16 protein-coding genes are annotated in these 15,498 nt (G+C 35.9%); all 16 read right to left on the reverse strand.

Translation table 11 applies throughout. The annotated features are described in order from the left end of the window. Positions 1 to 8: 8 nt before the first annotated feature. The 16 genes from IPM56_08485 to IPM56_08560 all read right to left on the reverse strand — a co-directional run bounded on the left by IPM56_08485 (position 9) and on the right by IPM56_08560 (position 15,169). Positions 9 to 464 (reverse strand): DUF494 family protein, encoded by a 456-nt coding sequence (locus IPM56_08485; protein ID QQS37959.1) that lies wholly within the window; start codon positions 462 to 464, stop codon positions 9 to 11. Between the two features lie 5 nt (positions 465 to 469). Next, positions 470 to 937, reverse strand: a complete 468-nt coding sequence (gene ybeY, locus IPM56_08490) for an rRNA maturation RNase YbeY (protein ID QQS37960.1) — start codon at positions 935 to 937, stop codon at positions 470 to 472. A 12-nt stretch (positions 938 to 949) separates the two neighbouring features. Continuing rightward, a complete protein-coding gene (locus IPM56_08495; protein QQS37961.1) occupies positions 950 to 1,519 on the reverse strand; it encodes a gamma carbonic anhydrase family protein in 570 nt (189 codons plus the stop codon). Further along, on the reverse strand, positions 1,492 to 2,319 hold the full coding sequence (locus IPM56_08500) for a DUF3108 domain-containing protein (protein ID QQS37962.1): 828 nt from the start codon (positions 2,317 to 2,319) through the stop codon (positions 1,492 to 1,494). Before IPM56_08500 ends, IPM56_08495 begins: the two co-directional genes overlap by 28 nt. Further along, positions 2,316 to 3,929 carry a S41 family peptidase gene (locus tag IPM56_08505; protein ID QQS37963.1) on the reverse strand — a complete coding sequence of 538 codons (1,614 nt, stop codon included), beginning with the start codon at positions 3,927 to 3,929 and terminating at the stop codon, positions 2,316 to 2,318. The genes IPM56_08500 and IPM56_08505 overlap by 4 nt, the downstream gene beginning before the upstream one ends. Before the next feature lie 17 nt (positions 3,930 to 3,946). Then, a complete protein-coding gene (locus IPM56_08510; protein QQS37964.1) occupies positions 3,947 to 5,605 on the reverse strand; it encodes a hypothetical protein in 1,659 nt (552 codons plus the stop codon). After that, positions 5,606 to 6,334, reverse strand: a complete 729-nt coding sequence (locus IPM56_08515; GenBank protein ID QQS37965.1) for a glycosyltransferase — start codon at positions 6,332 to 6,334, stop codon at positions 5,606 to 5,608. Positions 6,335 to 6,342: 8 nt separating this feature from the next. Next, the gene (locus IPM56_08520; protein ID QQS37966.1) at positions 6,343 to 7,326 is read right to left on the reverse strand and encodes a DUF2279 domain-containing protein; all 984 of its coding nucleotides are present in this window, start codon (positions 7,324 to 7,326) and stop codon (positions 6,343 to 6,345) included. Between the two features lie 68 nt (positions 7,327 to 7,394). Continuing rightward, a complete protein-coding gene (gene lysS / locus IPM56_08525; protein QQS37967.1) occupies positions 7,395 to 8,906 on the reverse strand; it encodes a lysine--tRNA ligase in 1,512 nt (503 codons plus the stop codon). A gap of 11 nt (positions 8,907 to 8,917) precedes the next feature. Then, a complete protein-coding gene (gene dacB / locus IPM56_08530) occupies positions 8,918 to 10,429 on the reverse strand; it encodes a D-alanyl-D-alanine carboxypeptidase/D-alanyl-D-alanine-endopeptidase (GenBank protein ID QQS37968.1) in 1,512 nt (503 codons plus the stop codon). Then, positions 10,419 to 11,123 (reverse strand): rRNA pseudouridine synthase, encoded by a 705-nt coding sequence (locus tag IPM56_08535; protein ID QQS38261.1) that lies wholly within the window; start codon positions 11,121 to 11,123, stop codon positions 10,419 to 10,421. Before IPM56_08535 ends, dacB begins: the two co-directional genes overlap by 11 nt. Then, a complete protein-coding gene (scpB, locus tag IPM56_08540; GenBank protein ID QQS37969.1) occupies positions 11,110 to 11,763 on the reverse strand; it encodes an SMC-Scp complex subunit ScpB in 654 nt (217 codons plus the stop codon). The genes IPM56_08535 and scpB overlap by 14 nt, the downstream gene beginning before the upstream one ends. Next, on the reverse strand, positions 11,747 to 12,475 hold the full coding sequence (locus tag IPM56_08545; protein QQS37970.1) for a segregation/condensation protein A: 729 nt from the start codon (positions 12,473 to 12,475) through the stop codon (positions 11,747 to 11,749). Before IPM56_08545 ends, scpB begins: the two co-directional genes overlap by 17 nt. Further along, the gene (gene trpS / locus IPM56_08550) at positions 12,476 to 13,456 is read right to left on the reverse strand and encodes a tryptophan--tRNA ligase (GenBank protein ID QQS37971.1); all 981 of its coding nucleotides are present in this window, start codon (positions 13,454 to 13,456) and stop codon (positions 12,476 to 12,478) included. Positions 13,457 to 13,733: 277 nt separating this feature from the next. Then, on the reverse strand, positions 13,734 to 14,237 hold the full coding sequence (locus IPM56_08555; GenBank protein ID QQS38262.1) for an HNH endonuclease: 504 nt from the start codon (positions 14,235 to 14,237) through the stop codon (positions 13,734 to 13,736). Positions 14,238 to 14,632: 395 nt separating this feature from the next. Beyond that, positions 14,633 to 15,169 (reverse strand): hypothetical protein, encoded by a 537-nt coding sequence (locus IPM56_08560; protein QQS37972.1) that lies wholly within the window; start codon positions 15,167 to 15,169, stop codon positions 14,633 to 14,635. Positions 15,170 to 15,498: the final 329 nt, after the last annotated feature.

A 15,498-nucleotide genomic window follows, 5' to 3' on the forward strand; every position in this document is an offset into this window, starting at 1 on the left:
TTAAATTTCTAATTAATTGTATCTGATGAATAAAGTAACATTCTGCTTCCAGGCAGTGTATCAAGATCTGCATCTAACAAAAGATAAAGGATCAATAAAATCAATTCATCCTTACTTCGCTTTTCTTCGGGCAGCAACTTAATTTGTGACATAATAATATCCAAATCGGTCTCAGTTAACAGTGAAGAATTGTATAATTTTTGTACTAATCCCAAATTTTCAATACCCAGGATTGAATTTTCCTCAACCGAAAATATTCTTTTGTTCTTGGGATGTGGTTTATCATTTTCATTTTCCTGAATCCTGTTCCTCACAATTTTTTCATAAACCCAGCTATATGCGGCTATATATAAAGTCTGGTCATTCATTTCCTTTTCTTTAAATTCATTAGCAACAGGTTTTATTTCACCGTTCATCTTTTGTATTGTTTCAACCAGCATATTTGCAAAATCTGATATTAACATTTCCCTCATCTCTTAAATAAATTTTTTGTTTTTACCACAAGTCTATCCTCTTCTTTTTTCATTACAACTTTATCTGATTTCACTTTATCATCAAAACCCAGGTTATGAAGTAATCCGTGTATAACCAGTCTGCTGATTTCTTCCATATTCGTTACCTTGAATGCTTTAGCGTTTTCATAAGCTATCGCTGGGCAGATAAATAATTCTGCGTCTATGACATTCCTTTTGCGTGAATAATTGAAAGTGATTATATCGGTTGCGTAATTGTGCTTAAGGTATTTTGAGTTGATTACCCTGATTTCAGTTTCCTGAATAAAATTTACCTGAAGTGAGCTTATCTCAAATTCTAATAATGATCGTATTTCTCTAACGAGTTTATGAATTTTTACCTTATCAATCCTGTGATTTGTCGTATTTATCACATATAAATTTTTAACCACAGAAAACCGCTTTCCAGTTTCAAAATTTTTCAAAAAGAATCAGAACTATAACCATCTGCCGTTTTGCAAAGACTCTATTGTTATCTCAGTATACTTTTTATATCTGAAGGCAGATTTTTCCAGATCATCAATTTCTTCGGTAGTCAAGTCTCTAAGTATCTTTCCGGGAACACCTCCAACCAATTTTCCTGTTGGAACTATAAATCCCGGTTTTACTACCGTACCTGCTGCAACCATGGATCTTTGCTGAACAACGGCACCATCCAGTACAACAGCTCCCATACCTATCAAACAAATATCTTCTAATGTACAGCCGTGAAGTGTAACTGAATGACCGATTGTTACTTTGTTTCCAATGTTCAGCGGGAATTTTCCGTTTGTAACATGAAGCATTGAACAATCCTGAACATTAGTATAATCACCGATTTTAATATAGTGGACATCACCACGAACGACACAGTTGTACCAAACGCTGGAATGCTCACCAATTTCAACATCGCCTATTACTTTGACACCGGACGCTAAAAAAACACTTTCGTGAATTTTAGGAAAAGTATCCAGGTAAGGAAATAATTTTATTTCTTCAGTCAGTTGTTGAATTTTGGAGGCATCCATCCTTGTCTTTTCCATTCAATTAATTCTAATGTAATACTGCCAATGATTACATGCATCTTTGCCACAATTGGAATTGCAGCTTCATCATTTGAGAACCATCCTTCAAAATATCCGGTTAATCCGAAAATACTAATGAAGTCCATTTCACCATCTAATCTAACACAGTTAATATCATAGTCAACTGCGTCAATTGAAACATCTTCAACTTCATTGTAAAAATTGATGTTCGTAAAAACTTTTTCTTCTTTCACATAACAAGGGACTTTTTGGCTTTTTGTACTTCCGCTCTTATACCTTGCGTAGAAAAATATTGATAGTCCATCCTGGTACGGTCTGTCTAATGAAGTTGTTGAATCAGTCCAAACCTGTGGCGGTTTTACTTTACCCTTTTTTACGTGGATCAAAGACTTTTTTTTATCAAAAAAATATTCAGTGTATGAACTGTATTTTTCATCCTTTACAGTTCCGCGAAAGAACTGTGGGGTAAAATCAGAGAAGATGGAACTTTCATACACCTGGTGGAGATCAACAAAAGGTACGCCTGAATAAGAGTCTATGTAACCTATCGTTTTGTAAATATCTACTCCGCCAATATTTTTTTTATCGAGTACTTTTATTCTGACGGTACCAAGTTTAATAAATGAATAACTGACTTCGTACAAAAGCTCTTCACCTACAACAAGGCACTTATCATTTTTTCTTTCACCGACAGTCTTTTTTACAACCTTCTGTTTGGTACCGGTGAATGAAAAAGAAATAAAACTGAATAATATAAAAACTAAAAGTACCTTTGACATCATTTCAGATTAGCCAGGTCTTTCGCTTCGCTGAATAATGTGTAAGCCTTATTTAGCTGGTTATCCTGTGTAAGTATAACGGTAAACCAGCCTTCATTTTTCCAGTAGTTCCTTGCAATCTGCGCTTTAAGTCTAGCAAGAATATAGTCTTTATCTTTGTTGAAATTCTCTTCGTCAAACTTTACTTCTTTTTCTTCAGCAAATTTTTTGAATTCGTTTAGTTCCGTGTCTGAAATGTTAAAACCAGTCCTGAACTTGCTGAGATCATTTCCAAATTGCGTTTCAATCTTTTTACCATTCTGATCAAGATACTTCAGAACAAATTCATAGAACACATTGTTCTTTAATAACTCGGTGGTATACTTTGTAACTGTTTCGGATTTAATGATATAATCAGGAGTAATTCCGCCGCCGCCGTAAACGGTTCGTCCACCGTTGGTTTTGTAAACAGGTCTTGTAGTATCTTTTTCAACTAAGTGATTCAGATTGTCACCCTCTACTTCCTCCCTGTCTCCCAATTCCGAATAGTATTCATCCTTATCTTTCTTATTCTTGTAATCACGTTGAATCAATCTTCCGGATGGAGTAAAGTATTCGGAGATTGTAAGTCGAAGTGCTGAATTATCTGGCAGTTCAAACTGTCGCTGAACAAGACCTTTACCAAAAGAAGTTTCGCCAACAATGAGTCCACGGTCCCAATCCTGAACCGCACCTGCAACTATTTCACTTGCTGAAGCGCTTCCTTTGTTCACTAAAATTATTAACGGCATTTTTTCGTAATCGGATTTTGCAGAAGCAAAATATTCTTCATTAAATTCTGAGCGTCGTCCTTTTGTGTAAACCAATTTCTTTTTGCCATCAATAAAAAGATCAGCCATTTTTGTTGCCTGGGATAAATAGCCGCCGGGATTTCCACGCAGATCGAGAATAAGTTGTTTCATTCCTTTCTTTTTTAAATCTACCAGTGCCGACTCAAGTTCTTCGGTTGTAGTTTCCGAAAATCTTGAAACACTTATATAGCCCGTATTCTGGTCATACATAAAATGCGTATCAACAGAATAGATAGGGATTTTGTCCCGTACAATTGTATAAGTAAGCGGCTCTTTTACTGAAGGTCTTGCAATCGTTACTTTTACTTTTGTTCCGGCTTTGCCTCTAAGTTTTTCTCTAACCTGTTCGTTGGTAAATCCAATTGAACTTTCACCATCGATTTTTACAATTCTATCACCGGAAAGAATGCCAAGCTCCTCACTCGGACCACCTGAAATCGGGCTTACAACTGTGATTGTATCATTGACCACCTGGAACTCAATTCCGATTCCTTCAAAATCCCCACGGAAAGATTCTTCAACCGACTCCATCTGTTTTGCAGGAATATAAACCGAATGAGGATCAAGTTTTGTTATCATTCCGTTTATTGCAGCTTCAACAAGCATTTGTGTGTCTACATCTTCGACATAATATTTTTCTGTATAGGTAAGCACATCATTGAATTTAACAATGCTTGAGCGAAGATTATCATCCGAAAAAACCTTTTCAATCTGAGTTCCGAGAACTATTCCCACTATTAAAAGTATCACGTACCCGGTTATTTTAAAATTCTTAAATAACATAATTCATCCTTTACTTGTTAAAACTTTGCTATAACAGAAAAGTAACTTTCAAATTGCCGATTGCTCACACTTCCTTGAAGTGAATGATTTTTATAAACCGATCTTAAAAGAAAAAACATCTGGTTAAAAGGCTCATAAGAAATTGACAATGAATAACTCCTCAACACTTCACGTGCACCATCAAGGAAATTAACTTCTGCTGCATCCTGGAGCCTGTGACCTACATTTATATTACCGCCGACATTTTTAACTAACACTCCATTTTCATCAACAGGATTTGCACCGTGATTAGTCAATGATATAGATGTGCTAAAATTCAGTCGGTGGTTTAACCTATAATTTATTTGACAAAAAAACAATTCACTGTTTGGCGCGATATCAGGACCGAGACTATAACCCATATTTGTAAAATTGTTTTTCATAAGACGATGCGTGAAGGTATAAGGTTCAATACGCAAGTATTGCAAACTAAAATCCAACGGAATGACCGGGTAAAGATTATACGAATTCAAACCTGCAGTTATCATAGTCTGATTTCCCCACCAGCCTGTTCCAATTTTTCCAGCATTCAAATCATCGATTAATAATGTGGCATACAATTTTAATCCTTCAACAGAATTGTTGCTTACATCAGCAAACAGCAGCGCGTTATCTCTGTCCTGGTTTGAATGCTCCACAGTCTTGTAAAAATTAAAAGGATTGACGTAAGAAAAATCCATAGGTCTTTCACCATATATTATCATTTCACCGATGCCAAATTTGAAATGACGTGAAATATCAAAACCAATCCTGTGATAACCGAAATATTTTTCAGCAACATTTGCAACACTTCCCTGTACGGTATCATCAACAACTGTTGATGCACCTCCTATCTTCGAGTGATAATAAGAGAAATTAAAGAATGAATATCCAATTCTAAATGATAAGTAATCAAATGCAGGTGAATTGGCGCCTGAAATCATTTTGAACGGTCCATAACCAATGTCGAATTTTTGTCTTCCGAATTTCAGTTTTACAAGGTCAAAGTCAGCAGATACGTAACCTTCAGTCTCATCAAAGAATTTCTCATCTTCAGCGAGATTTAGTTTAAAATTAGATTTTAATTCTCTTTTAAGTAAAGCAGCTTCCAGATTACCTGCAACAATACCGTTCGTACCTCTTATATAAAATCCCAGTTTGTCAAGTACAGTTCCTCTTATCTCACCGCCATATAACCATGTTGATGTTGATAGATTCTTTTCCGGTTCTTTGCTGTTAAGGAATATTCCTCCGGCTTCACCAATAAGATTTACAAAAAGATTGAATTTATTTTTTTCTGAATGTGAAAAAAGATAATGTTCATTCTGATTGAGAGGATTGTAACCTTCACCGCCAATAATTGACTGAGTATTATTTAAAGTTTCGAATAGTTCAAACTCAAACTCAATTTTAAGATCTTCAAGTATCTGTTTATCAACAAGGTCAAGCTTTGAATCGTTTTCGATTACCTGCTTTATATATGAAGCAATCTCTTTCCTGTCTTTTGGAATCTCGAATGAGTTGTACGCCTTGATGAAATGTAAACTTTCCATTCTTTCAAGGAATTCATAAACACGGTTGGTTACAGGTACATATTCGGACTGAGCAGCCAATATTATGTTAACGAAGATTATCAGAGCAAGTATTATTCTTTTCACTTATCTAACTTGTTCCCATTCTTTTGAGATGGATCTGTTTTTAAAAATGATTGATAAAGAGTTTTTAATCCACGAAAAAGATACACCTGAATAGCCAAACTTCCTGTAACGTCTTGGAGATTCATAGATGCATAATTCATTTGAGAAAAATATTTTTCCGTGTTTTCGTATTCGCTTGAATAAATCAAAATCTTCGCCAGCAGCGAGTGATTCATTATTCCCGTTCACCTGATAAAATATTTCTTTTCGTATAACCTGGCATTCGCCTCTTCCCATACCAACACCGAAAACATTAAGCAGGTAGAAGTATAAATTATAAATTGAGTGGAAAAGTTTATCCGAAATAATTTCTTCGGACGGAAAAACCTTTACTTTACATGTCATTGCAACGAAATCACTTTTATAAAATTTATCATCAAGGTACCGGAAAAAATTTTCAGCATTCATTGTCAGTACATCGCCGTTAAGAAATATCAGGACATCTCCATCGGCCAGATACGCTCCGACATTCCGTCCCATAGCTATGTTTTGCTTTTCCATATCACGATGGACTTTGATAATATCAGCTTTATCAAGTGCAAGTTCTATCGTCCTGTCGGTGCTTCCTCCATCGGAAAGAATTATTTCGTATTCATATTTTTTTCTTAATTCCGGGCTATGAATTTCGCCAAGCAACCCTGGCAAAAGTTTTTCCTCATTCAATGTCGGTATAATTATACTGTATTTCAAAATATCCCCTAAAAAGTAAAAACGAAAAATGCTGCGTCAGGAGTAACTCTTATTCCCGGCATCGGAAAGTGAATATAGTTTAGAGTATTCTTTACAAACTGCCATCCGCTTCCGTAAAGTGGAATCTCCTCGGCATCAAGATCAAAAGCTATATAAAATTCTTTTTGTCCGCCGCCGATTCCATCAAGATTGCGCACACCCATTCCGCCTGCTAAACATAGCCACGCAGGCCAGTACTCTGATACTGATTTGGGAAGAAGATTTTTCATTCTTAAACTCAGCCAATAGATCTGACCTTCATAGTCATCAATTCCATTACCTTTATGTGTACCGTCTTTCATTTTTTGTGATGGCCAGTAACTGAATTTAAACTGAAAGTTTTTGAGGTATGGAAAATAATATTGTCCTAATGCATAACCTGAACCTAAAACATCGGCAATTGCATCGCCGGGACTGAATCCCCAATTCGGACCAAATCCATCTTCAATTTCAACATATAATTGGAATGCGAGTGCCGCTACACTTCCATAGATTGCCGCCTGTTCTGATTGAATATTGCCTGCTTCCAATCCCGCAGAAAAAAGATGAGCTAAAAGATTAGCTCCATAAAAATGTCCGACCTTATCAATGTAAAGAGCATAGTCCCAATCATTTGTAAAATGAAATGAAGAACGCTGATCTTTCCACCAGGCATTTCTTTGATAGATGTGAACCGCGATTCCTGTTCCAAGTGTTATCGCCCCAACTCCGGCAAGAGCTGTATAGTTTATTTCAGAGTCGAATGGATCAATCTTATTTGATACCGCGAAATTCATCAGCAATAAGGAATCATAGTGGGATTGATGATACGTACCTCTGATACTCATTTTTAATTCGCTGTTGTCTGATATCTTATCGACTGGACGAACTACAAATTCACTATCACTCTGTGAATGGATAAAAACAGTTGACACGACTAAGAGAACTAAAGCTATTCGTATTTGAATTTTCATTATACTTCAATCTCTACGATGTAAAGTACAAATTTCGATTCCTTCATTCTATGCAACGAAAAATCCTGTTATCCCTTTACTTCCGGTTTCATCTGCGGGAAAAAAATTACATCACGTATTGATGATTGATTAGTTAAAAGCATAACAAGCCTGTCAATTCCTACACCGAGACCTGCGGTCGGGGGCATTCCATATTCAAGTGCGCGAATAAAATCTTCATCAATCTGGTGAGCTTCCTCGTCTCCCTCTTCCCGCATTTTCACCTGTCCCATAAATCTATCTTTCTGATCAATAGGATCGTTCAGTTCAGAGAATGCATTACATATTTCACGACCGGCAATATAACCTTCGAATCTTTCGGTGACACCGGGTTTGCTTCGATGTTTTTTTGCTAAAGGAGAAAGTTCAACGGGATAATCAATAATATAGGTCGGCTGAATTAAATCAGGCTGAACAACAACACTGAAAATTTCGTCCATCAGTTTTGCCCTGCCTTCAATATGTTTAAGATCAATGCCAAGTTTTTTTGCTGTGGCTTTTAATTCATCAACAGAAGCAGTCAGAATATCTACACCTGCTTTTTCTTTTATCGCATCAACCATTGAAATTCGTTTCCAGGATGATGTGAAATTTATTTTCTGCCCTTCGAAATCAAATTCTCGTGTAGCGAAAACATCATCACAAACTTTTAATAACATTTGTTCAACATAGTTCATCATCCATTCGTAGTCTTTATAAGGAACGTATAATTCCATCATTGTGAATTCGGGGTTGTGGGTTTTATCCATTCCTTCATTTCTGAAATCTTTGGAGATTTCATACACGCCGTTAAATCCGCCGACGATTAATCTTTTCAGGTAAAGTTCATCAGCAATTCTTAGATATAGATCAACATCAAGGGTGTTGTGATGTGTTACGAAAGGTCTTGCAGCTGCCCCGCCGTATAACGGTTGAAGTACGGGTGTTTCAACTTCAAGGTAACCGCTTGCATCAAGAAAACTTCTAATGGAGGAAATGATCTTACTTCTTTTTATAAATACATCTTTTATTTCGTGATTTACAACCAGGTCGACATAACGCTGACGGTAACGTAGTTCTTTATCAACAAACTGATCGTGAATTGTTTTATTACCTGCTTCATCTGTTGTTTCTTTAGGAACCGGAAGCGGTCGGAGTGATTTTGAAAGCAGTGAAAGTTTTCTTGTGTGGACAGAAATCTCACCGGTTTTTGTTTTGAATACAAATCCTTCAACACCTATTATATCACCGATATCAAGCAGTCTGAACGCGTCATACATTTCACCGATTTCATCTTTCTTGAGATAAATCTGTATCGTTCCTTTGTGATCGCGTATATGAGCGAATGATGCTTTGCCCATTCTTCTTATAGCCATAATTCTTCCGGCTATGCTTACGTCTTTTGATTCTCCATCGACAAATGATTTTTTTATTTCTTCCGAATTTGAGTTAACATCAAATGAATACGCGAATGGTTCAATACCTTTAGCTTTTAATTCTTCTAATTCTTCAAATCGTCTTTTGATAAGTACATTAATATCCTGCTGGATTTCGTTCTCCACTTTTCCTCCTGTTATTTCCTCTTTAAGCTTGCCAGTCTTAAGCACACCAGATCCTGTAAATTTTCTGCCAGCTTAACGGGCACATTAAAATTGTTTACGATTATTGAAAATGCAATCGGTTCATCATCCGCAGTAAAAGCATAGCCGGATAAACTTCTTACCGTCGATAAGTATCCTGTTTTTGCTCTTACCTTACCTTTGGCAAGGCTTGATGTCATTCTTTTTCCAAGTGTGCCGTCAATGCCTGCAATAGGTAATGAATTAAAAAAGTCAACGAAGTATTTACTTTTATACATATAGGTTAAAAGGTTTACCATCTGACGCGGACTTATATAATTTTGCGGTGACAATCCGCTGCCATCTTTTATCATTATATTTTCCGGATTGATACCCATCTCTGAAAGTATGCTTAACAATGCTTTGATACCGTTTACAGATGTACCCTGATTATCTTCAACCAGTCCAAGAGTTTTTAATAACTGCTCAGCGTAAAAATTATTGCTGTTCTTGTTTATCACTTTAAGTATTTCTCTTAGAGGCTGCGAATAATGTGTCGTGAGCTTTTTCATTGAATCATAATTTAATGTCGTGTTTATATCATCAATGTCAATCGGGTAGCCGTCAACAGCAATTCCTTTTGATTGAAGCACATCCTTCACTGTGACCATTGCGTACTGAGTCGGGTTGTTCACAGTTACAAAAGTTTTAACCGAATCACTCATGCGTATTGTACCGAGAACATTTACTACGTTGGTTCCTCTTTCCCTGTATACATCAATTGATGTTAATGAATCATCAGGCACCGCTGTAACATCATTAATGATGATGACATATTTTGTCACAGGCGATATATCAATTCTCGGTATTGAAGACTCTTTATCAACCGTTACATAAATATCCACGCAGTTATCATTAAAAGATATAGCACCCGATGGTGCAGCATACCAGTAACTTTCATAATTCCACGCCCAGCCGTCACCAAGACCAATATCATCAAAGTGATTATCATCACCAATTATATTACCTGTTATCTCATCAATGCCCTGTTCAATTAATGAATCTGCCCAGGATTTATAAACTCTCAGCATATCATTATTATGGAACCTTCCGGAAATAGTCGGATCACCTTTTCCTTCGACTATCAGATCGCCCATAAGAATCGAACCATCTATCTTTCCATTCAAGTAAACATTTGTTTCGAATGTATAATCTCCGCCAAGTAAAATTAATGCAGCCGCTGAAGTAAAAAGTTTAAGATTAGAGGCAGGCATAAAAAATTTATTTTCATTCCTCTTGTAAAGAAATTCACCTGTCTCTAATGACTGAATAACAACACCCCAGTTTGCATTGCTGAAATTCGGATCATTAAATAAGTCATCCATCTGCGACCAGAACTCCTGAACAGTTGTGTATTTTTCCTGCTGCACTACAGTATCAATCCTGATAACAGTGTCCTCCTGTGCATACAAGGATGTGAACAGGAATAAAACTAATAATGAACTATATGCCCGTTTAACTGCCATATCTTTTTAACACTCCGTTGATTTCTGTTTGTGTCATATTTCTGTATGAGCCGACAGGTATATCCGCAACAATTCCCGCAAAACTTTTCCTATTAAGTGAAGTGACAGTATAGTTTAAAGTTGAAAACATATTTTTCACAAAATGATTTCTACCTTCAACCGAAACTACATTCACATAATATTTATCTTTCTTGTATGGAAAACTCACCGATGTGAATTTCCCTTTCTTGCCTTCAATGTAAACACCTTTGAGCAACGATTGTTTGTCATCATCCGAAAGTGGTTTGTCTAATTTAACTTCATACTCTCTTGGAACATTATTACTCGGATGTGTAAGCAAGTAGGAAAAATCCCCGTCATTAGTAAGCAGTAAAACTCCAGTTGTATTATAATCTAGTCTTCCAACCGGAAAAACTTTTTCTTTTGATTTGATTACATCAAGAACTGTCTTCCTGTTTTTTTCATCAGATGTTGTTGTAACGACGCCCCGGGGTTTGTTGAGAAGAATGTAAACGTGACGTTTCTGAGAAATCTTTTCTCCGTCAATTGTTACAATATCTTTTTCGGGATCTACCTTTGAAGACAATTCAAGAATAATATTCTCATTTATAGCAACGCGACCCTGAATTATCAGTTCTTCCGCTTTACGTCTTGATGCTACACCACAATCAGCGATGTATTTATTCAGTCTGATCTGTGTCACCGTTCTCTTCCTGCATTTCATTTTGAACAGAATCTTCTATCAGGTTCATCATAATTTTTTGCTTCTGTTCGATAAAGTCTTCATCATTCATTATCTCTTCAATTTCTCTTGGCTTCGGCAAGTCACTCAGCTTATTCAATCCGAAGTACTTCAGGAATTCCGGAGTTGTTCCATAAAGTAAAGGACGACCTATTGTTTCTGTTCTGCCTGTTATCGCGACAAGATTTTTCTCCAGAAGAGTGTTAAGAATATAATCCGAGTTAACACCGCGTATCTGCTCAAGGTCAGGTTTTGTCACAGGCTGTTTGTAAGCAATAATAGCAAGGGTTTCAAGGGCTGCCTGGCTTAGTCTTCTTTTTGATTTTTCAGAAGAAAGAAAACCAAGATACTTTGAATACTCCGGCAGTGTTGCAAACAAATAACCGCCGGCAACCTTTAAAATCTTATATGAAAGGCTGAACTCTTCATATTTTTTATTCAGTTCTTCTACGCAAGTCTCAATCTCTTCAGCAGTAACCGAAACATCTTCACCATCAATACCTTTTATTGCTTTAATAATTTCATCATCCGGTAGCGGATCATCTGATGCAAAGATAAGAGCTTCAATTACTGAGTTATATATTTTTTCCATCTTCCAACTTATAAATTACAAAATCATTAAAGTTTGTCGATTCACGAATTCCTATACGCTCAACTTTTACAAGTTCAAGCAAAGCTATGAAGGTTATAACAATGCGGATTTTTTCTTTCATCTCATTTACAAGTGAAAGAAAATGAATTTCATTTCCCGATCCGATGCTGTTCATTATAAAATCAATCTGTTCATCAATGGTTACATTTATCTTTTTGATTTCGTGAACGACTACCTGTTTAACGCCATCAATCGCTTTCTTAAAAGCTTTGGCAAGATCATATACTGTGACGTTCTTTAATAGTATTTCATATTCCGACGGCGCAACTTTTTCATCTTCAGAAAAATTTCCCCGGTAACTTAGCTTGCGTTGATTAGATTCAAAGAAAGAAAGTTCTTCAGACATTTCTTTATACTTTTTATATTCAAGTAGAGCCTGTATAAGCTCTGCACGTGGATCAATCTCTTCACCCTTCTCATCAACCTCTCTTGGCAGAAGCATTCTTACTTTTATGTGCATCAGTGTCGAAGCCATAAGAATAAAATCGCCTGCAACTTCCAGGTCAAGAAGTTTTATCAGGTTCACATACTCCAGAAATTCTTTTGTGATCTTTGCGATAGGAATGTCATAAATATTCAGTTCATCTCTTTTGATGAAGAATAAAAGTAAATCAAGCGGACCTTCAAAGTGATCTAACTTAATCTTGTACATTTAACCTAACTTCATTCTTTCTCTGACTTCTTTCATAGTTGCCTGAGCAACTGCTCTTCCTTTGTATTCCCCGTCGTGCAGAATATTTTCTACTTCAGAAATCCTTGATTCATAATAATGCCGTTTCTCAATTATCGGCTGAAGTCTCTCAGAAATTTTTGAAGCGCATTTCATCTTACAATCAAAACAGCCAAGTGAACCTGAACGGCATCCCGAATTTATTTCAGGAACTTCTTCTTCATTAAATTTTTTGTGATATGAAAACACGAGACAGATTTCAGGATTTCCCGGATCACCCTTTCTTACTTTGTTGGGATCGGTCACAGCTTTTTTCATTTTTGCTTTAACGGTTTCTATATCATCTGAAAGCAAAATTGTATTGCCGAGTGATTTACTCATCTTGGCGTTTCCATCAAGACCCGGAAGTCTTGAAAATTTTGTCAGCAATGGTTCAGGTTCGGGAAAAACTTCGCCGTACTGGTTGTTAAATCTTCTCGCAATCTCTCGTGATATTTCGATATGCGGAACCTGATCTTCACCAACAGGAACAGCGGCACCTTTGTACAATAGAATGTCAGCCGTTTGAAGTACAGGATATCCAAGATGTCCAAAAATTATATTATCGATATTAAGGTCACGTACCTGGTCCTTTAATGTTGGATTTCGTTCAAGACGGTTGACTGAGATCAGCATTCCAAAAATCAAACTAAGCTCGGTATGTTCTTTTATTTGTGATTGACGGAACATCGGGCAATGCACAGGATCAAGTCCTGCGGCAAGCCAGTCAATCAGCATCTGAATTGAGTTTTCATAAAGTTCATCAGTGTTAAGACTGGTTGTTAATGCGTGATAATCCGCAATCAGGTAGTAATTATCATATTCCTGCTGAAGTTTTATCCAGTTTTCCAGTGCGCCGACATAATGACCGATATGAAGTTTACCGGTCGGGCGCATTCCGCTAAGTATTCGTTTTTTGTGCATACAGAAGTTTCAAAAATTTGAGTAGTAAAATAATAATATTGACGCTAATAAACTGTTTTTATACCTGAGTAATAATTAGAAAATTGTTACCCCGACTTTCAGATCAGTCCGATTTATTCTGCTTATGTTAATTCTCTGATTACTGAATTTGTAACATTATCAACTGATATTTGTCACACTGAACTTGATTCAGGGTCTAATGCAACATTAGTTCTGTAACCAAGATTCCGAATCAAGTTCGGAATGACAAATTACTCTGTTACACTATTAATTAATTCTAAGAAAGGTAAAGGTACGGTTTCCAGTTCTCATCAAGTTTACCTACAACGTGTTTGATAAACATAATATGACTTGGCTTAAACGGCTGGTACAGCATATTCATATTAGCTTCCTTCGGAGTTCTGTCGCCTTTTTTGTTATTACAATAAGTGCAGGCACTGACGAGATTTTCCCAGGAGTCGACACCTCCCTGCGCTTTAGGAAGAACGTGATCAATAGTTAACGGCAAATCACTTCTGCCGCAGTAGGCACACTTATATTGATCCCTGCGAAGAATATTTTTTCTTGTAAGTACAACTTTTTTATAAGGGACAGAAATGAAACGGCTGAGTCTTATTATACTCGGCCAGGGGTAGCCGCTGCTGACTGATCTGACTTCTTTTCTATCATCGCGGACAACGATTTCTGCTTTGCCCAGGTAAATCAGTACTATAGCTTTTTTGATATTGCAAACAGTTAATGGTTCGTAACTTTGATTTAGTATAAGCACTTTTGCATTCAGTTTACCATTAACACGTTTTGAAGGTTCGAAGATTACACCTCACTCTTTTTTTTCTGCTGAATAGAAAAAGAAATTCTTAAGATAATGCGAATAACAAAAAGTAAAATGCTTACGGATAAAAGATAAATGTTCCATTCCGCTGGCACTAACTCTAATACCATAAGTAGCAATAAAATCGCGACTAGTATCAAAGCACCGTAACTGTATATATTAAAATTCTTGATTGTCATTCCGTTTACTTACCAAATATTAAATGCACAAAAGTGAAGTTTTGATTAGTAAATATAGGGATTTGATGAATACTATTGCAATTGTTAAATGAGTTGGAGACACGCCTGATTATTATCGATTAGCTTCCAAAACCTACTTTGATCTTTTTATAATTACTACTTTCATCATTTATTATTGGTGATTTCAAATGAATCAATTATTTCAAAATTGCTATTCAATATATACCGCCATTTATTACCATATGGTTCACTATTCCATTTTTTAACCTGGTAGCGTTCAAAAAGAAAATTGAATAATGAAAAAAAATTAAATGACCTTTTATAAGGTTGCACATCTATGAGAATTTTATCTCCTTCTAACTTTACTGATTCCAAACCACAACTATCTCGTATTGGTATATATTTTCCTTCTTTTAGCATATCTTGATCGATTAAAAGTAACCCGATCTGACCACGTTTATCAACTTCCAAATTAAATGTAGTTAAAATAAAAAGCTGATTGTTAATTGTGTTAATTTGCCATATAAAATCCACATCAAAGAAAAAATTCCTGTTGGTGACTTTAAATATTTTTTTATCCGATACTCTTAATGAATAGAGCTCAAAACAATAGTCTTTGCGAACTTCATTCTCAGATGGCTTCCAGAAAAACCAGTAGCAATTATTAAATAAATAAGTATCGACCGAATCTTCAAATTCCAAAAAAGATTTTGATAAGAGATTATCATTATCAAGAATCAAAAGCTCTGTACGACTGAATTTCTGTATTTGTTCATGATTTTGCAGTGGATAATAATATGTTATATCCTGTGAAAATAATGCTCTAGAATACAGGAATACCAAAAGGACCAATTGGGGAATCAGATGAATGATTTTAGACAAGATGATCTGCCCTCCAAAGTTTTATTAGTGTTAATTTCAATTGCGAACGTTTGTACAATTGTGGAGAATCCGGACGAAATAATTAACATTAATAAACGTTTACATTTTGAATTCAATGTTATATTTCATCCTCCATTCTCCTTATAAAT

This window comes from Ignavibacteriales bacterium (assembly GCA_016700155.1).
Lineage (GTDB): Bacteria > Bacteroidota > Ignavibacteria > Ignavibacteriales > Ignavibacteriaceae.

What these genes read in the sequence shown, in the direction of transcription:
- IPM56_08485 (QQS37959.1), bottom strand. Translation starts at nt 464, where the DNA reads ATGTTAATATCAGATTTTGCAAATATGCTGGTTGAAACAATACAAAAG.
- IPM56_08495 (QQS37961.1), bottom strand. Translation starts at nt 1,519, where the DNA reads ATGGATGCCTCCAAAATTCAACAACTGACTGAAGAAATAAAATTATTT.
- IPM56_08500 (QQS37962.1), bottom strand. Translation starts at nt 2,319, where the DNA reads ATGATGTCAAAGGTACTTTTAGTTTTTATATTATTCAGTTTTATTTCT.
- IPM56_08505 (QQS37963.1), bottom strand. Translation starts at nt 3,929, where the DNA reads ATGTTATTTAAGAATTTTAAAATAACCGGGTACGTGATACTTTTAATA.
- IPM56_08520 (QQS37966.1), bottom strand. Translation starts at nt 7,326, where the DNA reads ATGAAAATTCAAATACGAATAGCTTTAGTTCTCTTAGTCGTGTCAACT.
- dacB (QQS37968.1), bottom strand. Translation starts at nt 10,429, where the DNA reads ATGGCAGTTAAACGGGCATATAGTTCATTATTAGTTTTATTCCTGTTC.
- scpB (QQS37969.1), bottom strand. Translation starts at nt 11,763, where the DNA reads ATGGAAAAAATATATAACTCAGTAATTGAAGCTCTTATCTTTGCATCA.
- IPM56_08545 (QQS37970.1), bottom strand. Translation starts at nt 12,475, where the DNA reads ATGTACAAGATTAAGTTAGATCACTTTGAAGGTCCGCTTGATTTACTT.
- trpS (QQS37971.1), bottom strand. Translation starts at nt 13,456, where the DNA reads ATGCACAAAAAACGAATACTTAGCGGAATGCGCCCGACCGGTAAACTT.